Here is a 24028-nt window from a genome sequence, read left to right as displayed (position 1 = left end):
TCCTCAACAGGCAACTTCCCTCCACTTTGATGTTTTACAGTCGTTATCAAGCTCAGTCCCGCCGTCAGCAGATCGAATAATATGATATAAAGATATCTTTATACGTAAAATAATCGAATAACAAGGCGACGGTTCCTCTTCTCCCGCTGAAAGAGGAATAGTTTTTCTGAGTTTTCCTTGAAATTAGAGTGACTAAAATTCAACATTAACTGGCGGAGCTGTGTTCTCTAACGAGAAGAGCTCACCCCCTCTTATAAGCCCTGAATCCAGCGCTCCCCTGCATCGCCAGTTCTTGTGTCTCAGTCATAGGTACAGCAGTAATCGGGCGCTCAACCGCCTCAGGCTGTGCAGCAACAATGCTGATGTGCAAGAGAAGCCCCATGCCCGCAAAAACAAGCAATGCCAGAACCGAAATAAGAAAATTCAGAACCCGGTCTGCCTTGGAGCTATCAAGAGAAACACGTTTGGGTTTTCTTATTTGCATCTACCCTGCTTTGGTTCAAATCCGATGTGACAGGAGTAAACACGAGTTTCACCTAAGGTTACCCCGGTAGAACTACTCGACTTTTGGACTAAATTGACAAAATAAAAGGGCCGACAATGCGACCCTTGAATTCATAGGATATTTGGAACGGACTTTAAGCCATCCATTGCTCTTTCCAAGTAACGAACTGTTTATATGCCTCTTGCTGATCCAGCGCTTGATAGGCACGTAAGGCTATTTGTCGTTGAGAGTTAGACAGCCGGTACCGCCAAGGACCAATTTTTAACAGCGCCTGAACAGTCATCATCCCGAAGCCTGAAGCCCGGCAAACAACAAGGAAGGGCTCGGTATCGTTGCGAACAGTCCAGTGCTGTGCTTCAGAATGACCAATACCAGCAAGCAACGCAAATGCAGCAACAGCTTCAGCAAAACGATCTTCCTCGGCAAAACCGCGTAAGCTGTTTTCACTAAGCTTACCTTGGCGCACCAGTTCCATCACACGGCCACGACCTGTCTCAAAGTCATAACGACCGAGCCAGAACTCGTTAGAAAGCTTGCCAGCAGCAATACGAGCCGCCTTTGGCAGCTTACCAGCAACATCGTCAGCACCTTCTTTAATCAGCTGCTTGCGAACCTGTTCACTTGCAAAATTAATAAGCGCTTCAATATGAGCGTCAGCAAGATCAGCACGTTGCCCAAGAGCAAGCTGAAGAACCTCATCACCGCGCGCCTCACCCATAAGCGAGTTGACGCTGCGCTGACCAAGCACTGCGCCTTCATTGGCCGCAACAGTCTGCTTGACCTGAGTGTTACCAAGGTTCACCAGCACATCACTAATACTCTCGGAAATCACTTCCCGCTTGGCAATCGCAAGACGGTGATCGTCAGTCTTACCACGCGCAATGCTGAGGAGATCTTGCTCCTTCAAAACATTGGATCGACGCAGCAACGGTTCCGCCACATCAATTTCATCGAATGCAAGTCTGCGAACTGTCTGTTCCGGGGCACGCCGCACTTCAGACAAGCGATCTGCCATATAACTGAGTGCTTGACGTTCAACCACTTCAGAGAGCCGAAGCATAACATTATCGTAAATATCAATCTGATCATCGGAGCACCGCTCCCATGTTCTAGAGAACAGCAGAGCCACATGACGCGCGAGCTCTGAACGTCGCTCAATATTATTCTCAAGAGCAAGAGACTGGAAGTCAACGATATGAGAAGCCAAGTCAGATGACATTTAAAACACCAATGGGATACGCAACTAATTAAATATCTATGGAACAGATCCTAATAAAAAATAACTCGATTTGATCTAATTTTAGTTAATTCCAGCAAAAAAACATGCATGGCACATCTTATTTGGAGCCTTAATATCCGAGGGTTTGATTAACTTTTCTCCGGTAATTGAAATTTTAATAAAAACATAAGCGCCACCAGTAAGTTACTGGCGGCGCTTATTCAGCTAATGTATGACGCTTGTATTCATGCTGTCGCGAGGGTCTCTACTTCACTTACTGAAACCCCCATTCTTTTTGCAACACCTTCCCCATATTTCGGGTCTGCGCGATAACAATGCATGGCCTGTCTCTTAATGATTTCCTCTGGAACACCCTGCATAGCAGCTGCCATATTGTCCATGAGTCGGCCCTGCTCCGCTTCATTCATCAGGCGGAAGAGATCTCCAGGCTGTTTGTAATCATCATTACCTTCCCGGTGATCATACTTGTCGCCATCCCCAAAAATCCGGAGAGGAGGCTCTGAAAATGATTTGTCCTCTTTCGGTCCATGGAAAGAATTTGGCTCATAATAAGCGTCCGGATTTGAGTTATTCGGCTCAAACCGCATCGGACCATCCTTGTGATAATTGGTCACTGGGCACTTAGGTCTATTCACTGGCAACGCTTCGTAATGCGTACCCAATCTGTACCGGTGAGCATCTGCATAAGAGAAGATACGCGCTTGAAGCATTTTGTCTGGTGAGAAGCTGATCCCAGGGATTACATTGCTTGGTGAAAGAGCTAGCTGTTCGATCTCAGCAAAATAGTTCTCCGGATTCCGGTTTAGCTCCACAGTCCCTACCTCAATAAGTGGGTAGTCTTTATGTGGCCAAACTTTTGTCAAATCGAATGGATTGTACGGTGTATTCTCCGCTTCCATTTCCGGCATCACCTGAACGTAAAACTTCCATTTCGGAAACTCGCCTCGCTCGATGGAACCGTAAAGGTCTTCCTGCGTACTTTCGCGGGTCTTCCCAACAACCTTCTCAGCTTCACTGTTCGTCCAGTGTTTGTGACCCTGCATTGTTTTGAAGTGGAACTTAACCCAGAACCGCTCACCATCCTTGTTCACGAATGAGAACGTGTGAGATCCATATCCATTGATGTGGCGAACATCAGTCGGCAAGCCGCGGTCTGACATGAGGATTGTCACCTGATGCAGACTCTCCGGAGAGAGCGACCAGAAATCCCACATGGCAGTTGGCGAGCGCATATGTGTTCGAGGATGCCGTTTCTGAGTGTGAATGAAGTCTGGGAATTTAAGCGGATCGCGAACGAAGAACACAGGCGTGTTGTTGCCAACCATGTCCCAGTTGCCTTCCTCGCTGTAAAACTTGAAGGAGAACCCACGAACATCACGCTCCGCATCAGCTGCACCAAGCTCGCCAGCAACTGTTGAGAACCGAGCCACGCAAGGCGTCTGTTTACCGACCTCGGAAAATAACTTAGCACGAGTATACTTGGAAATATCGTTGGTCACGGTCAGCGTGCCATGCGCACCCCACCCCTTAGCGTGAACGGTACGCTCAGGAATTCTTTCACGGTTCTGGTGCGCAAGTTTTTCCATCAACTGGTAATCTTGCATGAGCAATGGGCCGCGAGGGCCTGCTGACATGGAGTTCTGATTATCGCTAACCGGAGCACCACCTGTCGTCGTCAATGTTTTATCAGCGCACATTTTTCTACTCCCTAGATCTGGGTAAAGCCTTCATTTAATGAATGAGGCTGTTGAACTTTCGATAAGAAACGTAGGCCTGTTTGCCCATAAGCGCCAATCAGATTGATTTCTGCTACCGATAAGTTATTCTTATCGATATGACCAGTTTCAAACAACTTCGATACTTTGTCGCGCTCCAGAAACACCGCCATTTTGGCAATGCCGCTGATGAAGTGTGTATTTCTCAACCAGCTCTTTCCATGCAAATACGAGACTTGGAGAAAGAGCTTGGCATAGCTCTCATTGAACGCAACGCTCGCTCAATCTATTTGACACCAGAAGGTGAAGAGATAGCTCATCGAGCCCGTCAAATTCTAAGAGAACTACAAGACATAAAGGACTACGCGGAACACGCAGCCTCTCCACTCAGTGGAACAATTCGGCTTGGCGTGATCCCATCTCTTGCACCTTATATTCTCCCAAAGCTTCTGCCAGCCCTGACTTCTCAGTACCCGAAACTACATCTGATATTACGCGAAACTATGACGAGGAACTTAATCGAAGAGCTAAAGCAGGGGCATCTGGACGTTGTTCTTGCTGCTTTGCCCTTGGAAGAATCTGAACTGGAAGAATTGCTAATCTTCGAGGATCGCTTTTTGATGGCTGTGTCCAGCGCTCGCCATGTAGATGAACGCAAACGAGTGAAGCCGCAGGACTTAACTGGCGAAAACCTCTTGCTACTGGAAGAAGGCCACTGTCTTCGCGACCAAACACTCAGTTTTTGCAATGCAATAGGCCAAAATCAATCAGCTAATGTTGGTGCCACAAGTATTGCAACAGTCCTTCATATGGTAGCAGCTGACTACGGGATTACCGTCCTGCCGGAAATATGCGCTGATACTGAGATAAATGACGAACGCATTAGCCTTTTAAGGTTTTCAGAACCTCAGCCTTCCCGAAGGATAGGTCTAGCATGGCGTAAAAACTCACCTAAAAGAGACGATTACATAGCCCTCTCTAGGTGTTTGCAGGCGGTTACCAATTAATGAAAGCACTTAATTCATCCTGATGCTGTGAATAAACACATAAATTGATTTATCAGTGCATACGTATTATCGATTTTTCACTAAACTACTATCTGCAAATTATAGGAACGACTCTTACATTGTTAGAATTCCTATAATAGTGTCAGAAATTATCATTGAGCCAGACTCGATGTATTTACCAAATATAAATTCAGGATAAATTTGCTTTGAATGATGTCGTCAGCCGATCACTAGACGAAACCTGTAACAAGCTTTTAGCTGAGTGCTTGGATCGGCTACACAAAGGGGCTGCACTTATTCAGGCAGACAGTACCATTCTGCGCTGCAATGCCTTTGCAGAAAAGTTGTTTGCACGTACGCCTCAAATAAAAATCAACGCAGGCAAACTGGAATTTACAGATCTCAGTCATCACCGAGATTTCCAGAACGCACAGAGTTTAGCAACAGCAACAATTGATCTGGATGTCAAACAGGAACTTATCATCCGCAGAGATGACGCGTTCCTTCGTCCAATTCACATCGATATTCGACTGATCGATACAGATACTGAGGATCTGTTTTTCCTTTTCATCACCGATATGGAATTTCAACTGCAGATCAATATCCAGAAGGCCACCACTCTCTTCCGCTTAACGGACAAAGAAACAGTGGTGCTTGAGCAGCTGTCCGGCACCAAGACTGAGCCTCAAATTGCCGCTGATATGGACATCACGACAAATACATTAAGAACGCACCGCAAAAACATCTATGCGAAGCTCAACGTCGGCAGCCGAGTGGAACTTGCTATGTTGCTTTCAGTGCTGGTTTAAATCGATTACATTCATGCCGCACTATTATTTACATTGAGAAACTTTGTAGAGACAACGACGGTCACCATTGAGGATATGCTCCAAACGTTCAACTTGAACGTCATCACCCAGCACTTCCTGAAACAAGTTAAGTTCTGCCTTACAAAAGTGCTGGCAGGTCACCGCAGCGGCACAAATGGAACAGTGGTTTTCAGCAAAAAGAAAACTCTCTGCCCCATCTTCCAAGACCTCTGCCATATACCCTTCTTCGCTGCGTTGTTCAGCAAGGCATTTGAGTTTTTCCGAAAGGCTTTTTGCAGGTTTCATTACGGCGAGATAGGACTGTCTGGATTGATCGGCTCTCGCATCAATCAATCGCTGTAGGCCTTCTTCGCCATATAGGTCTTTAATGTTGCCCAGAAGATCAACAAGCACACCACTATGATTGTCCGGAAACTTGCTGTTGCCTGTCTCTGAAATCCGCCAGGTGCGCCTTGGACGACCAACCGTACCCCTAAGGTCTTCAAACTCAACGAGGCTTGCTTCCAAAAGAACATCAAGATGCTGACGAACAGCAACAGCGGTAACCCCAAGGTGTTTGGCTAGGGTCGCAGCTGTGTTGGGCCCGCGCGATTTCAGCGCATACAACAATCGATCTTTGGTGCGGTCACTCATGAGAAACACATAACACAACGGGAATCATATGAAAAGTTTCCGCTTTTCAAATAAAATCTCCTACAAATTCCAGAGCAAAGTTGAGGTCTACGAACAGGGTGAAACACCGAATTCTTACCCATAAGATAATAATGCTTGTCATAAATAGGGAGTTACGCAGACAATTCGCTCAGAAATATATGTAACCTGCAAATAACAAATTTCACTTTTCATATATTGATAAGAATCTCCACTATTTTATCCCCGTTTTCCTAAATATTATCTAGTATTTTTCTAGTATTCCTCATAACACCCCCTCAATTATCAGAGAACAGCACCGTTTCCTTTTGCCTACTCGCATATAATAACTATCAATTAAGGAGTAAGTAATAATCGAGCAATAATGGTGGGAATAATGTCGAAAGCGGGCAATACAAAATTCAGCATGGATCATGCACTCCATAAAGCCAGCCACGATCATTCTGAAAATCCGCCACCGCATTTTGCTGCATCAATCCTGCGCGTATATGAGCGCCTTTTCGAACTGCCGACATTTATTCTGACGGAGGTCGGCACAGAAATGCTGCCAGAGTCATTCTATTTATCTCAGCCCATAGAGTGTCATCGCAATCAACTGGCTGAACTTTTGCAAGAGTTGATTGAGACCCCTCCTTCAAAAGAAGAAGTCTTGATTGTTCCGCTCAAACAAAAGAAACCACACACCTACAGCTCTGCTCAAAAAGACCCTGCATCCATTCAGTTTGCCGCCATCATGCCGCTTATCAGAAACAAGCAGATTATTGCCATTGTTGGTGCTCTTTGCCAGGCTGATGTAATTGAAAACAACGGTCCCTACAGCTGGCCATCAAACTCCATGTCAGAGAGTGGAACCACGCTGATGGATCCACCAATCAATCTTCCTCAAAAGCTAAAGAACTTTAAGGGCCTCGCAAAGATACTAGCTCCCGGCTTGCTCCGCATCCTTTCACATAAAGAGACGGCCCAATCTCAACCCATACTTGAGGGCCGTGAACCCCAATTGAATGCGCACAAGACTGGGAAGGCCAAAGAAGTCTTCACGGTTTGCAACATAGATCCGCTCACGGGCCTGCGAAACAGAGACAGCTTCGAACGCTCGATCACCAACGCAATTGAGAGCATAAATCATCCTGACCAACGGGTCGGTCTCTTTTACGTGGATCTGGACCACCTTAAAGTCATCAATGATGCTCATGGCCATGCAGCGGGAGATGCCGCCCTTGTCGCTATATCTGACCGCCTCAAGCAATTGGAAACAGACACGATCTCAGCAGTTCGCATAGGCGGAGATGAGTTTGCTCTCCTTGTTGAAGGAGCGACCTGCAGCCAGATACGTGCGCTCTTGGAAGAGTTACCGGCTGCTCTCAGTTGCCCTGTTTATTTCGACCACTGTGAGATAAGACCCAAAGTCAGCATCGGCGCTGCAGTCTACCCTCGTCATGCAACAAACGTGAAAGAGCTTCTGGAAAGCGCCGATACAGCTCTATATCACGCAAAAAAACGTGGCCGAAATCGAGTTAGCCTCTTTAGTAAGGCCATGCGCACCCGTCTTGAACGTCAGATGGCTCTCCAACACACCGCAAAACAAGCATTCCTGCAAAAGCGTGTTGGCACGAAATTCAGGCCCATACTCTCACAGGAAGGCAAGCATTTGACCCTTCTGGAAGCAGTGCCAGATTGGCCTCCGCAGATCCTCGAAATAGCGCGTGGGAACGATTTACAGCGCATTTTTGATAATGCCAGCTTCAGCAACATTTTGGGCGACACCGCAATTGCAGCAATCATAAACACCATGAAAACCTGTCAACGCACCCCAATGAGTGAATGCAGCTTCATATTCCGTATCCCAATCCCCTCACTTTTAAAGGAGGGGTTCTGCGACGACCTTATTTATCTATTGCAGGACAGTGATGTCGATCCCAAAAAATTTGTACTCGAAATCCCCTCTCAAGTGTTATTGCGTGCGAACGCCCGCATTCTCATCACCCAACTCAACGCCTTAACGAAGCGCGGCATTAAAATCTGCGTCAACCATTTTGAATCGAGTGGATTGAAGATTGAGCACTTTCAAAAACTCAACATCACCTACATCAAAGTTCATGCAGGGTCGGTTGAGAAGTTGTTTGAAGACACCAAGACAGCGCGCCTGCTCACCGCGGCAGCAGAATTTGCGCACGCATTAAATATCAAGATCATCCTCTCGGAAATTAAAACTGAGAAAGCTGAAGCCATAATGCAAGAACTGAAAGTTGAGTTGGTTCAGGGAGATTACCACGCCCCTATGCAACGTTTTTCGGACATCTACCGGGAGCATGTTCTAAGCCTGTCACCAGAAACAAATATCACTCAATCTGCTCACATCCCATCTAATCCGGTAAAGCAGGACTTACCCGTCCTTCCTCATTCTATGATAAACTACCATTACTGAGGCAGATTAAAGAGATCAAAAGTGGGAAAGACAAAGCGACAGCAAGGCGTAACACAAGCTTTGCAAGCTCAGGTTCCCTTTGTGCCGTATTCTGATGCATTGGAAATTCGTAGAAAAGCGAACCAACCACACCTGAGAAAACTTCCCGGACATATTGCAGTGTTTTTGGCTGTGACGAGCTATGTCCGCCACCAATATACCGACTACGACCAGCTTTTAGATACCGGATTGGACAGAGATGCCGCTCGTTATTGTGTCGCGGCTGACATGGAAACCGTTATTGCAGATTGGGGCGGACGAATAACGGCAGAAGAGCTGCTCGCCACTTCGCAACAAAGCGGCGAACAAGACCAAAGCATTTTATCGACAAACACCAATGATCCAGACAAAGGCTAGAAAAACGAGAGAAAGCGCAGGGATAATAATCGCAGGGTATCCGAAGAGGGCAATGGCCAGACCCCAGCCAACAAATATATTGGCGCAGAAATAGTATTTCGCTTCGCTATTTCCATAGATTGCATCTTTAAACATCCAGCCTAATACCGGCACAAGAAACAGTAGTTTGAAGAAAAGGGGATCTTCATCCTGCGCAGATGCCGCAGAAGACAGAGTGATATCGCTCATTGGGGTGCCCGTTATTTTTATGGGGTAAACACTGGCTTGACTTACGTCAATTTAACACCGCCACGTATGCGTCACATCGGCACATCTACGTATGTAGCGTAAATGTCAGGTATGCGTGATACGCAAAGCTCGGCACCCCTTCCTGAGGCCAGATCAGAAATCTAACAGGAAATTCGTGATTCATTAACTACACCACACCATCAAGATCACACCACTTCTGCAATTTCGTCAATCAGTTGCAATCACTTCGGTTGTGAAAAGAAAAGGACGAAAGATGCCGAATAAAGAAATAGTTGGCTATGCTCTCAGCACCGACGCAAATCTAATCGCACAGATGGCTCAAAGTGACTACACAACTGTGATCCTTTGTTTTATCATTGTTGATGCCAGCGGAAAGCTCACACCAAGTGTCGAACTTCAGGCCATGTTCAACGCTCCCAATTTGATCAGCGATCTCAAAAAAGCAGGCAAACGTGTCCTTGTTTCCATTGGAGGTGAGGTCTTTACGACTACCGCTTGGGCAGCACTCGCAAATGATGTAGATGGGACAGCCCAACAAATTGCAACAATGGTCAAAGCTCAAAACCTTGACGGTGTGGACATCGACTGGGAGGATACAAATTACACCGGATACAATGCCCCTACATTCCTCGTCGATCTATCCAAAGCTCTCAAAAAACAACTCCCTGCCGGTCAGAATTTTGTAACCCACGCACCACAAGCCCCTTATTTTTATGGCGGCGCTCCGGGTTCTTTCACACAGATCTACGTTGACGTTGCTAAAAACGCAGGGGATGCAATCGATCTCTACAACATCCAGTACTACAACAATCCTTGGTACGTTGGCGACAATGCAGAGCAGGAAACAGCCAAAGTTGCTGGCCTGATCCCAGTCACCGAAACAACCTTTCCCTCGAGTATCTTGGGGATAGCATCGACCGGTGTTCCCTTTTCTAAACTCATTTTGGGAAAACCAACAACACAAGAAAACGCGGGAACCGGTTACCTAACATCAGGTGAGGTTGAACGTTACCTGGTCACTCCACTCCTCCGAAAAAACCCAGACTTCGCCGGCGTAATGGGCTGGCAGTATCCCACGTCCTACGGCTCCAGCCAGGGTACAGACGGCTGGGCAGCGGTTATGGCACAGGCACTAGGAAACGATACGGGCAATTAACGAGCTATATCCCGCTAAAATAGAGGGGCATTCCTGCCCCTCTCAAAGGTGAGGGCCATGCAGTTTTGCGCTAACAATGCGATGTCTTAAATTTGATGTGTCCAGTTTAGCAAACCAGACAGGTTTTTCCGCAAATCACCACCAAGGCTAATTCGAAACTAAAAACATTGTGATCAGTGCCAGCCGGCACGCCATGCGCGTTGCATGTTTTGTAGCCTTCTCGCAAGGGCTGCAAAACATAAGCCCCCTAACAACACGCGTCTGCTTATCGCGCAGCCTTCACAATTGTTATTTGGAGAAAATCTAGTGCCCAAATTTCCCAGCGGCCTGTCACTCAAAATGCCGGTTGCCCCTTCACTGCTCAACCAGCCTCGTCAGCAAGCTGCTGCAAATCCGCAAGCCAACCAGCCAGGCGGTTTAGCAGGCAAACAAGATGCGATCTCTCAGCAAATCAAAGATCTGCCTGCACCTGTATTTCGTCCTGCATTTAATGCACCAACATTTGAATCTGCTAAGGGCAGCGGTTGGGGTGCAGAAAACAACGGATGGCAGACCTCCAACATCGAAAATCAGGACAGCTTCATCCACTCAAAACGCGTAGATACCAAAGCACAAGGCAAATACGCCGGTGATAAAATCCACCTCAGCATACAGCCAAGTCAGGTACCCAAGGCTTATGACGCAATAAATTCGCTTCTCTTTTCCGAGGATTCTCCGGTCGATAAATGGAAAGTGACTGATATGACCCGCGTGTCAGAAGGCTCCCGTGTTCAGCAAGGTGCGCAATTTACCCTTTACCTCCGCCCAACTGCAGGAGATTCTCAGTACACCGCCCAAGATATAAAAACCGACAAATCCTTCATTGAAGCAATCGAACACAAGCTCTCTTTGGAAGGTTTTGAACCTGGCAAACGGCCAGATTCTGATGTCTCTCCACACCACTGGGATTTTGCGAGCTATCGCAATGAGGAGCGCAGCACCCGTGACGGAGGAGTTGCTCAAACCGAGGCCTTGAAAAGAGAGCCAGTCTTTGAGCTGTTGTCCTTGTAGGACTGATAAAAAAGGCCCGCATGTGCGGGCCTTAATTCTTTAAGTCAAACCACACTTATCGAGTAAGCGGCTTGTACTTGATCCGGCTTGGGTCAGCAGCGTGTGCGCCCAGGCGACGAACCTTGTCTTTCTCATAGTCTTCAAAGTTACCTTCAAACCACTCAACATGGCTATCGCCTTCAAAGGCCAGCATGTGTGTCGCAAGACGGTCAAGGAACATACGATCATGCGAGATAACCACGGCACAACCGGCGTAGCTCTCCAACGCATCTTCCAAAGCAGCAAGGGTTTCGGTGTCAAGATCGTTGGTCGGCTCATCGAGCAGTAGAACGTTTGCACCAGTCTTCAAAACCTTAGCCAGGTGAACGCGGTTACGCTGACCACCGGAAAGGTTGCCCACTTTGGCCTGTTGGCCTGGGCCTTTGAAGTTGAAGGACGAACAATAAGCGCGTGAGTTGATCTCTTTCTTATCCAGATAGAGCACTTCGGCGCCGTCTGAAATTTCTTCCCAAACGGTCTTATCGTCTGCCAACTTATCGCGAGACTGATCCACATAACCAAGATGAACGCGGTCACTTACAACCACATCACCGCTGTCTGGCTTTTCCTGACCAGTCAGCATCTTGAAGAGTGTCGTTTTACCAGCACCGTTGGGTCCAATAATGCCAACAATACCACCGCGTGGCAGTTTGAATGACAGATCGTCAATCAACAGGCGATCACCAAAGCCTTTGGACACACCTTGAACATCAATGACGTTGTTACCAAGACGCTCACCAACCGGGATCAGAATCTGTTCGATGGACGGCATACGCTCGTCCTGCGCAGTCAACAGAGCGTCATAGGCATTGATACGAGCTTTTGATTTGCTCTGACGGCCCTTCGGTGACATGCCCATCCATTCCTGCTCGCGCTTGATCGCGCGGGAACGGGCCATGTTTTCACGGCCTTCCTGCGCCATACGCTTGGTCTTCTGACCCAGGTAAGTGGAGTAGTTGCCTTCGTAAGGGATGCCCTGACCACGGTCGAGCTCCAGAATCCAGCCAGTCACATTGTCAAGGAAGTAGCGATCATGGGTGATGATCAAGACTGAACCCTTGAACTCACGCAAATGGCGTTCCAGCCAATGCACGGTTTCAGCGTCAAGGTGGTTGGTAGGTTCATCAAGCAGCATCAGGTCAGGCTCTGACAAGAGCAGCTGACACAGCGCAATACGGCGACGTTCACCACCGGAAAGGTTAGCGACAGCTGCGTCAGATGGAGGACAGCGAAGCGCTTCCATTGCCATCTCAACCTGGCTTTCCAGATTCCACAGATCCTTCGCATCAATGACGTCCTGCAGCTGAGCGCCTTCATCGGCAGTCTCATCAGAGTAGTTCATCATCAGCTCATTGTAGCGATCAAGAATAGCCTGTTTGTGCGCAACGCCTTCCATGACGTTTTCAAGAACGGTTTTGTCCTCGTTCAGCTGCGGCTCCTGCGACAGGTAGCCAATTTTGGCACCCTCTGCGGCCCAAGCTTCACCGCTGTACTCTGTATCCAGACCAGCCATGATCTTCAAAAGAGTAGACTTACCTGCACCGTTAGGTCCCAGAATACCGATTTTCGCATCTGGGTAGAACGACAGGTGGATATTATCGAGGACTTTTTTTGTACCGTAGGCCTTGGAGACCCCGTGCATATGATAGATGAACTGGCGCGCCATGAGGTGCCTGCATCTCCTGATCTGAGTAAACTAAGAAATCTCTGAGGAGCACTCATAATAGAAGCTGCGCCAAGGGGCAATCCATAACACTTCAGCAGCGCTAAAAACCGCCATTTTTTGTTGGTGACTTGGGATATTCATCCCGACATTAGCCGAAGCGTCTGCCTAAGCAAAAAAGGCGACTGCTCTGCGCAGCCACCTCTTTAAAGTCTTAGTGATCAAAAACAGCTCTTAAGCTGAACAGATTCACGCAAATTTCAGCTGCGGAACCACAGTCAGCTTTTGAACAATCGCATTGTCTTCAACTGCCTTAAGTCCCTTCACAACGCCAAACGTTACAAATGGTTCCAGTGCAACAATGGCAAGGTAAGACAGTGCAAACTGACCCCATGCCGTAAAGGGTGTTGCCACTTCGCCAATCATCAGCCAGAAGCCGACCATGCCGGTGACACCCGTGTAGTAAATGGCATCCAGTTTGAGGATCTGAGCAAAGGTAACGCGCTGAGCAAGCTTTTCAGCAAACAGCTTGCGACCAGACAGGTAATGAACGGAAACCAACGGCAACATCAAAGACAAACTGTTGATGCCGAGGTGGTAAAGGTCCTGCGGATCAAACACCATCGCTTGAAACAAAAGCCCGACAGCAAATCCAAGTAAGACTGGTGTAAAGCCAAGTGTCAGATACATCGCCATAGCACCAACAAAGTGCAATTCAGATGGCCCTACGCTCATATGAAAGCTCTGCATAAACAGAGAGAAGAACCCTGCAGCCAGCAGAGTTTTAACTGGCATCAACGGCTTTTGGAAAAACTCGGAAAGTTGCTGTTTGCACCCCCAGAGAAAGAGGCTAACAACGCCCACATTGGCAGCAGCAACCTTAGCTGCGGAAACGTAACCCGGTTCAATATGCATATTATATGCTCCTCGCCGCACCCACCGTGCGATAGTGCCCATAAGGGCAGAGTTTATGTCATGTCGGGCAGGTTTCCTGGCTTGTGGCTTATTGCGTATTTCGCCTTCCCAGAGGGTTCCTCCAGTGGCTTTTATGAAAAACACACCACGTAACAGTTGCGGGGGCAGCTGCGGTTCGGGCCCATTATTTGGTCATCCCTACCGCATTCCCTTTTCGTCCATGGAGCTTTGCTCCTGCGGAACCCAACGCCGCGAATATCAAGGAAAAATACGCAGACTACAACCTTCAATTCCAAGAGCTACACACTTGCGGTAACCGAGGCGCAATTTAGATCTGAAGCAAAAATTGAAGATAGCGCAAGACCAAACAAAATTTTGGGCAAAAAAAGAGGCGTGCACCCGTTGGTACACGCCTTAAGATAGTTGACACTCCCCCATCCGAGTGTCAGCCGAAGCTGAACACAGAGATATCAGAGCGCCCCATTACTTCATTGATATTCATCAAATTTAATAAATTTACCTATCTGAACTGCTGAAATAAATTAGAAGCACACAATAGAGTTATTTTTAAATCGATTAAACTAGAAAGAAGGAAAGACGTAACTAAATAAATCATACGAATGTCTGAGTTTTTGCGATTAATTCTTAGTTAAACCTACAGGATCAACCGGCTGCCATGCATAAGTCCTTTGCCAATGCGTTTTTGGGGAAAGAACGAAGTCCCAGGTATTCATCAAATCACTCTTTAAATCGTAGGTTGAAAGCACTGGCTGGTTTAAGGCTTTAGCGGGCACGCTCATTTGAACTGTCAACGTGCTCAGGCCTTTGTCGGCAAGGTTGAATAGCGCACTATCGTTCTTAGCTCTCCCCACGAATATACGAGGCACCCTGCCAATACGTTCCCAGATAACGTGTTTTAGGGCTGTGGTGGCTTTCTTCATCTCCAGCTCAGAAAGGGCAATGACGCGATCACGTGGAACATCAAAACCCAGCTTTGCCATCGCGCGATCCACCTCGTGATCGCCACTACTGATAATCCATATCTGGAATTTCTGTGCTCTCAAGTAGCCAATCAGCTCCTTCAAAGGCAAATACGCGTATTCACGATATCTAGGACCAACAGAAAGAGGGCCTTCCGCAATGAGGTGAGACCGCACCTGTTTTGAGTAGGCTGCAAGGTCTTCAAAGGTCCCTTCGGTCCCTGGGAAATTAACCGCAAAATCAGCGCCCCCAGTCTCATCCCCCAAAGCACACCATCTCCAACGAAGATAGCAACACGGTCCTCCAACATTACATAGTCCGGGCTACTCTGCCGGCTCATTCGTTGCACTGCCTCAATAATGCCATGCCGGGTAGGACTTGTTTGCCAGCTCGGCAAAATATTGTCACGCTCACCACCAGTTGGTTGCAGAACTGTAAGGGCGGAATAGAAGAACAAGCTGGACCACTGCATAACCTGAGATCACCTTAGTGCCGTTTCTCGCGTATATGAAGAGACACAATGCAACTCAAAAACGCATAAAAAATTAATCGATTAGCTTTGTGAAATAAGGATAGAAACACCGTTGATACCCGTGGTAAATTATCTATCTAAATTTAGATAAATACGGTTAGATACTTACTAAAAATCAATATATAAATAAACACATACATTTCAAACAAGATGATTCATAAAATATTCAAATTATTATTTAGATAACTTCAAATAACGCTACAAAATATCCTAAATATACATCAAAAAATAATAACTTACTCCTTTTTCTAAATTCATTAAGAGATGCGAAACAATTGCGGTCAATTATTCCCAAGTGTATTGGAGTGGCCAAGTGCCCATTCAATTCACCGAGTTTCATTTCTTGCCCCTATTCATTTCAGGTAGCTTTATCAGTCTCATGTCAGCTTTTTTCAATGCGGCTTTTGCAGCCTCTTCTGCCGCTCCAGCCAGTACCCTATTGCACGAAACCATCAATCAATCCCAGCTTCTCTCTCAGCAACAAACTTTGTGGTCGTTTCTGTCCACCGGCCTGTTTTGCTTGGGAATTCTGGGCGTTCTGGTTGTCTATTCCAGTTTATTCATACAAGAGCGAGGTCGAGCTTCCCACTTCCTAAACAGAGCATTCTTGCTGGTCTTCACCACATCAAGTGCATATTTGTTATTTGGAACACAGCTCCACTTTGAACCCATTCTCGCTGGCTTGCTGTCATGGTCAACCGAGATTAAGCTCTCATCGGAGACAACCGGATATTCAGTCGCACACCACGCGGTTGTAGCAGCAATGGTGGCGGTGTTGACCTACCTTCCACTGTCTCATCGCCTTTGCAAACGAGCGACTATATTATTGGCGGGCACCATTGGTGGCATCATCTATCCAATCTTCCAAAACAGTGCGCAGGGGCTGGAAACACTCCTTACATATCAAGACACAGCAATTTTGGTTGGATTTGCCGAATTTGGTGGCGGCACAGCGGTAACTCTGTTGGCAACAGTCCTCGCTTTTGTCGGTATTTTGATCTCAGGCATAAAGAATACCCCTGCTCTTCCAGAGTACATTCTGCGCAATACCCAAAGCTACAATATACTGCAAATCAAAGCCGGCGTTGCTTTGATGGCGATTGGCGGGGTTGGATTTTCCGTTGGCACCACAAGTGTTTACTCAGGCGAGCTTAACAACGCGATCTTCAACATCTTGATCGCCATCACTATCTCCATTCTGCTTGGAGTTTTTCTGACATTTCTCTCATCACGCCGCATCATGTATCCAACCATTTTATTGAGCATGATAGGTGGCTTATCGGCGGTACTCGGCAATGCACAGCATCTGACGGTAGAAGGGACAGTCGTTCTCACACTTACCAGTGCTACTCTGTCTGTCGTAGTGGCACGCTTCATCTACAACTCCTCAAAAACCCATAGCGTCATTATTTTGTATAGCAGTCTTGGCATTGGCTCAATTATTGGAATCTTAGGCTTCACAAGCGCGCTGCCAGCCGGTCACATCCTCTCCAATTACAATGCAGAGCACCTCGTCCTCCGGTTAAGCGGAGCATCTCTCACAATCATTTGGGCGGCAATGACGGGATACATCGTTTTCGCCATCATCAAATACACCGGCCTTTTTCGAACCATCAATCTCAACTTGCCCCAAACCGTCAACACCACCAATCAGTTAGAAAACCTGATCAGTAAGTTGGTCTGGCATGACGCCAAGCTGGATGAGCGCCTTCCTCTTCGCGACGACGACCCTCAAGAACGATTAGCTTCTTTGTTCAACTCGTTTCTAGACAAGTTGCAACATGACGAAAAGCGGCGCAAAATCAACTCCACCTCCAATAAACAACAGCAAGAACTCAACAAACTGGCAACATTTGCAGAAGGCGCATTTGAAGGCCTTGCAATCTCGACTGATGGCATCATCGTTGAGTGTAACCATGTTCTATACGAGCTCCTTGGTTACGCCGCAGAAGAGATGCGTGGAACCAGCTTGCTTTCTCACGTTGCGTCAGATTACCGTGAGTTGGCGCGGATCAACATTGCATCTAACGCGCCGACTCCGGGCGAAATCATTTTGGTTAGTAAGTCCGGAGAACGGATCCCCATCGAAGTCCGTGGCCGCCTCATGGATGTTGCGGAGGAGAAGCTCCGTGTATCCGCTGTCCGCGACATGCGGAAGCAAAAAGAAGATGAAGCACGCATCTTGCACTTAGCTCAACACGATATGCTAACAGGTTTGCCGAACCGCACATTCTTCCGTGAACGCTTCCAAAATGCCATCGAAACACAACTAAGCAGCGATAATAAATTGACTGCGGTGATGCTTCTAGACCTTGATAGGTTCAAGGATATCAATGACCTATACGGCCATCCAGTGGGTGATAAACTCATCCAGACCGTCGGCCGCCGCCTCAACGCATGTGTGACGCACCATGATACTGTGGCTCGTCTGGGAGGCGATGAGTTCGCAATCATTCAAGTCGGTCTCAAAACGACTGCGGAGATTGGTCTACTGACCAACAAGATCCTGGAGGTTCTTGCCAAACCAATCCATGTTGGTAACAACATCACTGTCCGCACCAGTGCAAGCATTGGCATCGCGCTCATCCCAGATCATGGGTCCGGTCCTGACGAGCTTATGTCCAAAGCGGACATCGCGCTCTATGAAGCAAAGGAAGCTGGCCGCAACACATTCTGCTTTTTTGAAGAAAGGATGGAAGAGGCAATCCTGCTGCGTCGAACCATGGAAGCCGACCTTCGGAGCGCGTTGGAGAACGAAGAACTGCAACTTTACTTCCAACCGCAAGCCCGCTCGGACACACGTTCCATCGTTGGCTTTGAAGCTTTACTGCGTTGGAATCACCCAACAAAAGGCCAAATTGGCCCCGATGATTTCATCCCCGTTGCGGAGGAAAGTGGCCTGTCGCCTGCGCGATTGGAGCTTGAAGTCACAGAGACCGTGCTCATCCACGATGACCGCCGCGCACTCAATACCCTTAGACATCTCAAGGAGTTAGGCATCACGATTGCCCTTGATGATTTCGGTACGGGGTACTCTTCCCTAAGCTATCTGCGTCGCTTCCCATTTGATCGTTTGAAGATTGATCGCAGTTTCGTCAGCGGTGTTACCAAAACACCGGAGCTGGCGGCGATCATCCGCGCCGTCATCGATCTTGGTCAGGCGCTGGGAATGGAGGTTATTGCAGAAGGTGTTGAAACTGAACCTGAATTGGAGTTGCTCCGTAATGAATCCTGTGACGAAGTTCAAGGCTTCCTGATTGGGCGTCCGGCAGAGATGGATGGAGAAATGGCGATGCAAGTCAGCAAAGCTAATTTGGAAATTCAGGCACTAGATCAATACATTGCAGCTTTGCAGATGGCAGCTCGCAAGCTTAAGGAATCAGAAGAACAGGCGGCTTCAAAGGACAAAAACCTTGTCGACGCAGGTGATTAACTGGTCGACATCCTAGCAATAATGGGGAAGCCAGCAGGACCTATTACCATCCTGCTGGTGCATTGATGGCAATACGGCTGCGTCCTGATCCCTGCCTAAGAACTTGAATTTGAACAGGTATCCGATCTTTCAGCGCTTCAACATGGCTAATGACACCAACTTTTCTCCCCTGCCCCTGCAACATCTCCAGTGCATCAATGGCAAGGTCAAGGCTTTCTGCGTCTAATGAACCGAAGCCTTCGTCAATAAACAGCGTATCAACAAACGACTGACGGCCTTCCAAACCAGACAGAGCAAGGGCAAGGCTGAGCGAAATAAGGAAGCGTTCTCCGCCACTTAGCGAGCGTGTAGAGCGTGGGGCATCGCCCATATCGCGGTCAATCACGAAGAGTCCCAAGCCCGAATCAGCGCGTTTGAGTTGATAACGAGGTTTGAGCTGCTGCAACTGTTTGTTTGCCAGCTCGACCAGAAGATCGAGAGTAACTCCCTGCGCCACCTTCTGGAATTTGGAGCCATCAGCAGAGCCAATAGCCTCGGATATGGCGCCCCAAGTGTTCGCAGTCTCTTTCGCTTCCAGCAATAAGCCCATGATCTGTTGAGCTTTTTTGCGAGCTTCCTCATCCACGCGCAGTTTTTCGGCACTCACCCCTTTGCTCACCTGAAGCTCAGAGAGCGCAAGCCTCAATCCTTCCAACTGAGAGGATAACGTATCTCGTGGCTCTTTCGGCAACTCCAGTGCCTGAACCGAAGTCAGCTCTTTTTCCCATGTGAGAACAGCAGTTTGCGCGGCGGCATACGCATCATCCAGCTCTTTTAGCACGGCAACCAGTCCATCCCACTCTGCAAGGCTGCGCTCATGCAAGCCCTGATAGGCATCCAGCGTCAACCCAAGGATGGCGAGCTCCGAAATCAAATTGTCCATGCAGTGGGTTAGAGCAACCTTCGCTTTCTCTTCAGCAGCCTTAGCCCCTATTAATCCAGCCTCCAGACGCCCCCATTCTTCTCTTGCAAGGTTTTGTGCGTTGGTTGCGTTGGTTATGCGTTCTTTTGCGTTGCTATGTTTATTTTGGAAGGCTTCGCGATGTTCCGCAGTTGGTACGCCGCCCAGCAACAATTTCCGCTCCGCAATCCGGTCCTGATGCGTCGCGCGCAGCGCGTCCAAATCAGCCTGAAATACTCCGGAAGTTTTCACCAGAGCATCCCGCTTTTCAGTGAGACCACCAGTCTCTTTTTCAAGAGATTGCAGCGCGGCGGAAGTTATTCCCTCTTGCTGTTCCAGTTGTTCCCATATGGCAATACGCTCTTGCAAAGTTGCCTTCAGACTCGACAACTCGCCACCGAGGGACCCGTATACCAAACCACCAGCCAGCAGTGTTTCGCCCAGCCGCTGCTCAAGACGCAACCGAACGTCCTCATTGCTGGTGTGACGGGTTTCAACCTTCGAGAGTTCGACGCGATTAGTTGAAACAGCTTCAGTTTTTTGCTGCTGGTCCTGTGTTGCTTTCTGGTGCGCATCCCGAAGGTCACGAAGCTTGGCATCCACCTGCTCCAAATCCTTACGCAGCACGTCTTCAGATGAGAGAACATCACGCAGAGAACCAGCCTTGGCATCCACTTGCGCCAACACAGCGTTCAACACATCTGGCTCACCCAACACCGCAGCGAGAGCGAGCTCAATTTGAAACGGAGCATCCAACGCAGACCATGCAATCTCAATGCCGGAGTAGAGCTGCGCCGCTTCCTGCTCATACTTTGTGCCCTGAACAGAGGCAGTCTTCAGTGAAGCCTCGCAGGTCGCCAAATCACGATTGACTGTATCTAGGTTTCGCTGCGCAGCTGCGCGAGCTTCTTCCGCTTCTTTGCGCTGTAGAAACACGCTGCCGAACAGCGTATCCAACGCAGCCCGGCCCTCCTGTGTATCTATAGGGTGTTGGTCAGACCCGCAAACTGGGCAGGGTTCATCGTCAACCAATTCCGCCCGCAGCGATTTCGCGTGGTCACCTTGTGCCGCTTCCGCAATGGTAGAAAGGCCTCTGGCTTTCTCCAGCGCAACATCTCGAAATTTTAGCTCTGCAACAGATTTATCTCTGGTTTGCTGCAAACTAGCCATTTGCCTTTCCAGCTTTTTCCAAGCCGCTTGCTCTGCGTCCTTATCCCGCTTAGCCCGCAAAAAGAGACGTGAGTTTTCCTGCAGCTTTTCAGCACGTTGACGGAAGGCCGAAAGCCGCTCCATGTCCTTACGCGCGGCCTCAGCACCAAGAGCAACAAGTTTGCCCTTTTTCACAGCAAGATCTTGCTCACAACCTGCTAGCTCGCTCACAAACTGTTCCAGCTGAGAGGACAGTTTGCTCTGGATCTGCGAGAGTTCCGTTTTCCGTTTGCGGGTTTCAACCAGTCGCTCAGCATCTTGGGAAAGCGCAACCTGAACCCGGTCAAATTCATCCAGATCAGCAAACAGACTGTCGCGGCGATCCTTCAAAACCTTGGTCGCACTGAGCCGCGCCATCTGCTCTTTGACGCTCGATTGCAAAGCTTTCTGCTCGTCCAGTGCTTTATCATGCGCGGTGAGCGTATCAGCAGCTTGCTTGGCTTCTGTAATTGTAACTTCAGAGCGGTCACGCAGGCGTTTGCCTTCCGTTTCCAACTCACCCAGTTTGGTATCCAGCTGGTCTGCTGCACTCCAGTCCGGCATGAACTTGGCAAGCTCTGCTTCCAGCTCATTGAAGACCACAGAAGCTTGGCTCGCTTGCTCCTGTTTCGCGGTAAGGCCAGTCTTCACAACTTCCAGCAGAACCTGACTGTTTTGCGCGGCAGAAGAGGACTTCGCAACCTCCACTCGCGCTTCCACAACACGCTGGTTCACCGGTTCCAGCGCTTTGATACGCTCAAACTGTGCCTTCAAATCACGCTTGGTCTGAGCCGCTTCAGCGCGCGCCTTCAGCACAACAAACTGATCCTGAGCCGTGTCCAATCGTTTCTTCGTATCATCCATTTTTTGCAAATGTTGCAAAGACGTGGCAATGGCATCCATATCACGCTGGAGGGATTTGGATTGTTCATCCATCCCTGCCTGCTGCGTTTGCAACGCAGTGCGCTCGTCTTCTTCCAAAAGACCGGCGACCTCGGATTTCTCTACCAGCTTGGCAACAACATCTTTCGCTTCCGAAGAACGTTGGAAAATTTGCCGCGAGATATCGCGATACTTCTGCGTGCCCGTCACTTTCTCAAGCAAAGCGGCACGTTCATTGTCGTTGGCTTTCAAAAACGCATCAAAATCACCCTGCGCCAGCAGCACAGTCCGCTTAAACTGCTCGTAAGTCAGACCGAGGCGCGCTTCAACAGCTGCGTCAACCAGCTTGATACCGCTTTCAATGGCTGCATTGTCGCGAATGCGAACAAGAGACCGCTCCACATTTTGCAACTTCCCAGAAGCTTTGTTACGAGCACGGCGCACAGTCCAGCGCGCGCGGTAAGCCTCGCCATCAGCACCAACGAAATCTGCCTCCGCAAAACCAGAAGCCGCACCGCGAGTTAACACCGTGCGCGGGTTGGTTTCTTTCAGCTCCGCTCCGGCAACATCCGGCACGCTGTCGCTGCTACCAGCTGCGCTCAAACGCGGACATTGCCCAAACAAAGCCAGGCACAACCCATCCAGGAGCGTGGACTTGCCCGCTCCGGTTTCTCCGGTAATTGCAAACAGGCCTGCGCCGTTAAGCGGCTCTTGTTGAAGGTCCACCTCAAATGGGGCAGCAAGACTGGCGAGGTTTTCACCACGCATCGCTAGAATACGCATTACTCAACCTCTGCTTCTGCGATAGCGCGATAAAAATAGTCCAGATGTTTGGCATCCGGCTCAATGCCGTGCACCCGCTCAAAAGCGGACTTAAACAACTCATCTGGTTTTACTTCAGAAAGACGAATGAGGCTCTCAGCCTCTGCACTTATGATTTGCTCGCGTGGGGGCCGCAAAACAGAAACACCAGCACTACGCACCGGATACTCCGCAAGGATCTGGTCCACCTCAGCCTTAAGCCCACTGGCAGAAACCTGCGGCTTCAAATCCACATGCACAAACGGCTGCCGCTCAACAGGTAAGTCGGCGTCCAGTCCCAACGCATCCAGCGCGGGCACCAGCTCTTCCAACAGCAACCCACCATCCCCTTTTAAGCGATGGAACGGTACATGCCGGTTAAGGCCAACCCGCTCAATAGAAAGCACACCCGCATCAGAAAAACTAAGCAGGTTCACACCATGTTTATAGTGCTGCTCAGTGACAGAAAGCGGAAACGGCGAGCCCGAATAACGAATACTCTCCTTGCCCACCTTCTGCGGTTTATGCAAATGCCCGAGCGCCACATAAGCAAGGTCATCGGGAAACTGCTCCCAAGGCATTGCGTGTTCACCGCCAATGAGAATACGCCGCTCCGCCCCTTCAGATTCCAAACCGCCTGCAACATGCAAATGCCCTGTCGCGATCAACGGCAACTCACCAATTTCCGCTCGTGCTTGAGAAACCGCAGTCTCATAAAGCTGGGCAACGGCGCGCACAACTGGGGACCCTTCTTCCTTGGAGGAGAAGCTCAAACCCGGAAGATCCGTTGGCCGAGGAAACGGCAGAGCCAACGCATAAGCTTTGATCTCACCATCGCTGGTTTTGAGGGGAACAAGATGATGGGACAGGTCCAACGCACCATCCAACCGACGCACCATACCAACAGCCTGCACGCCAATCTTTTGCAGCAGCACACCCGGAGCTTCCACGCGCCCGGCAGGGTCATGGTTGCCAGCAGTGAGTACGGTTACAAGATGAGGCCGTTTTTCATGAAACCGAGCCAGAGCCTCATAAAGCATCTGCGCAGCTTCGGCAGAGGGGTTCTGGTTGTCAAACACATCTCCTGCAACAACAAGCGCGTCCACCTCATGCACAACAATCAACTCTTCAAGCTCTTTGAAGAATTGTTGATGTTCAAAAGTTCGCGACCAGCCATTTAGGCTCTGGCCAATATGCCAGTCCGCTGTATGCAGGATTTTTAACGCCATACTACCTGTTCCACATTCCAAGACTCAACACACGGCCCTTGGAAGACCGTCGCATCATGACTCAGAAATCTCTCATTAACCAATCCGCAAATTAGGCACAGGGTTTACACAGAAGTCTTTATAGCGCGGCGTATACCCACAGATTTGAGGGCTTAGCCACAAGTAGCGCACAGGAATCTGTAGCGCATCCTCACCTGA

Annotated in this window: 18 protein-coding genes and 1 riboswitch; of the genes, 7 read left to right on the top strand and 11 right to left on the bottom strand. The window is 48.8% G+C overall.

From position 1 onward, the window contains the following. Window positions 1–241: 241 nt before the first annotated feature. The 4 genes from BLS62_RS23890 to BLS62_RS31400 form a co-directional block, all read right to left on the bottom strand. Window positions 242–484 carry a hypothetical protein gene (locus BLS62_RS23890; RefSeq protein WP_093187134.1) on the bottom strand — a complete coding sequence of 81 codons (243 nt, stop codon included), beginning with the start codon at window positions 482–484 and terminating at the stop codon, window positions 242–244. A 154-nt stretch (window positions 485–638) separates the two neighbouring features. Further along, window positions 639–1724, bottom strand: coding sequence for a DUF2336 domain-containing protein (locus tag BLS62_RS23885; protein ID WP_093187132.1), 1086 nt, complete (start codon window positions 1722–1724; stop codon window positions 639–641). A 245-nt stretch (window positions 1725–1969) separates the two neighbouring features. Beyond that, entirely contained in the window at window positions 1970–3442 is a 1473-nt protein-coding gene (locus BLS62_RS23880; RefSeq protein WP_093187130.1) for a catalase, read from the bottom strand. 11 nt (window positions 3443–3453) lie between these two features. Beyond that, window positions 3454–3669: a hypothetical protein gene (locus BLS62_RS31400; RefSeq protein WP_200798626.1), complete on the bottom strand. Its 216-nt coding sequence runs from the start codon at window positions 3667–3669 to the stop codon at window positions 3454–3456. On the opposite strand from BLS62_RS31400, the gene BLS62_RS23875 reads away from it, so the two are divergent. Further along, window positions 3580–4467, top strand: a complete 888-nt coding sequence (locus tag BLS62_RS23875) for a LysR substrate-binding domain-containing protein (protein ID WP_093187128.1) — start codon at window positions 3580–3582, stop codon at window positions 4465–4467. The two genes, BLS62_RS31400 and BLS62_RS23875, sit on opposite strands and share 90 nt — an antisense overlap. Window positions 4468–4673: 206 nt before the next feature. Continuing rightward, window positions 4674–5276, top strand: a complete 603-nt coding sequence (locus BLS62_RS23870) for a helix-turn-helix transcriptional regulator (protein ID WP_093187127.1) — start codon at window positions 4674–4676, stop codon at window positions 5274–5276. Between the two features lie 24 nt (window positions 5277–5300). Here the strand turns inward: BLS62_RS23870 and BLS62_RS23865 are convergent, their stop codons facing one another. Next, window positions 5301–5930: a helix-turn-helix transcriptional regulator gene (locus tag BLS62_RS23865; RefSeq protein ID WP_093189513.1), complete on the bottom strand. Its 630-nt coding sequence runs from the start codon at window positions 5928–5930 to the stop codon at window positions 5301–5303. 394 nt (window positions 5931–6324) lie between these two features. On the opposite strand from BLS62_RS23865, the gene BLS62_RS23860 reads away from it, so the two are divergent. Beyond that, entirely contained in the window at window positions 6325–8376 is a 2052-nt protein-coding gene (locus tag BLS62_RS23860) for a bifunctional diguanylate cyclase/phosphodiesterase (RefSeq protein WP_208991064.1), read from the top strand. A gap of 21 nt (window positions 8377–8397) precedes the next feature. Beyond that, a complete protein-coding gene (locus BLS62_RS23855) occupies window positions 8398–8772 on the top strand; it encodes a DUF2293 domain-containing protein (RefSeq protein WP_093187125.1) in 375 nt (124 codons plus the stop codon). Here the strand turns inward: BLS62_RS23855 and BLS62_RS23850 are convergent. Beyond that, complete coding sequence (locus BLS62_RS23850; protein WP_093187123.1) at window positions 8737–9000, bottom strand: hypothetical protein; 264 nt, start codon at window positions 8998–9000, stop codon at window positions 8737–8739. The genes BLS62_RS23855 and BLS62_RS23850 overlap by 36 nt on opposite strands. A 274-nt stretch (window positions 9001–9274) precedes the next feature. Here BLS62_RS23850 and BLS62_RS23845 point away from each other — a divergent pair, with 274 nt between their 5' ends. Both BLS62_RS23845 and BLS62_RS23840 read left to right on the top strand, forming a co-directional pair. Beyond that, on the top strand, window positions 9275–10177 hold the full coding sequence (locus BLS62_RS23845) for a glycosyl hydrolase family 18 protein (protein ID WP_093187121.1): 903 nt from the start codon (window positions 9275–9277) through the stop codon (window positions 10175–10177). Between the two features lie 306 nt (window positions 10178–10483). After that, window positions 10484–11227 carry a type III secretion system effector phosphothreonine lyase gene (locus BLS62_RS23840; protein ID WP_159436567.1) on the top strand — a complete coding sequence of 248 codons (744 nt, stop codon included), beginning with the start codon at window positions 10484–10486 and terminating at the stop codon, window positions 11225–11227. Between the two features lie 55 nt (window positions 11228–11282). Here the strand turns inward: BLS62_RS23840 and ettA are convergent, their stop codons facing one another. From ettA to BLS62_RS23825, 3 genes are all read right to left on the bottom strand, one after another. Then, the gene (gene ettA, locus BLS62_RS23835; RefSeq protein WP_093187116.1) at window positions 11283–12932 is read right to left on the bottom strand and encodes an energy-dependent translational throttle protein EttA; all 1650 of its coding nucleotides are present in this window, start codon (window positions 12930–12932) and stop codon (window positions 11283–11285) included. 246 nt (window positions 12933–13178) lie between these two features. Next, complete coding sequence (locus BLS62_RS23830) at window positions 13179–13844, bottom strand: energy-coupling factor ABC transporter permease (protein WP_093187113.1); 666 nt, start codon at window positions 13842–13844, stop codon at window positions 13179–13181. Window positions 13845–13892: 48 nt separating this feature from the next. Next, a riboswitch (cobalamin riboswitch) is annotated at window positions 13893–14106 on the bottom strand. Window positions 14107–14482: 376 nt separating this feature from the next. Continuing rightward, on the bottom strand, window positions 14483–15091 hold the full coding sequence (locus BLS62_RS23825) for an HAD family hydrolase (protein ID WP_093187110.1): 609 nt from the start codon (window positions 15089–15091) through the stop codon (window positions 14483–14485). Between the two features lie 645 nt (window positions 15092–15736). Between BLS62_RS23825 and BLS62_RS23820 the strand changes: the two genes are divergently transcribed. Further along, complete coding sequence (locus BLS62_RS23820) at window positions 15737–18790, top strand: putative bifunctional diguanylate cyclase/phosphodiesterase (protein ID WP_093187107.1); 3054 nt, start codon at window positions 15737–15739, stop codon at window positions 18788–18790. Window positions 18791–18833: 43 nt separating this feature from the next. Here BLS62_RS23820 and BLS62_RS23815 read toward each other — a convergent pair whose 3' ends face one another. Continuing rightward, entirely contained in the window at window positions 18834–22583 is a 3750-nt protein-coding gene (locus BLS62_RS23815; RefSeq protein WP_093187102.1) for an AAA family ATPase, read from the bottom strand. After that, entirely contained in the window at window positions 22583–23830 is a 1248-nt protein-coding gene (gene sbcD, locus BLS62_RS23810) for an exonuclease subunit SbcD (RefSeq protein WP_093187099.1), read from the bottom strand. Before sbcD ends, BLS62_RS23815 begins: the two co-directional genes overlap by 1 nt. Between the last annotated feature and the right edge of the window lie 198 nt (window positions 23831–24028).

Origin of the sequence: Pseudovibrio sp. Tun.PSC04-5.I4, from assembly GCF_900104145.1 — a bacterium.
In the GTDB taxonomy this organism is placed as follows: Bacteria; Pseudomonadota; Alphaproteobacteria; order Rhizobiales; family Stappiaceae; genus Pseudovibrio.
Note: the sequence above shows the minus strand (reverse complement) of the source record. Positions and strands in the feature narration are given on the sequence as shown.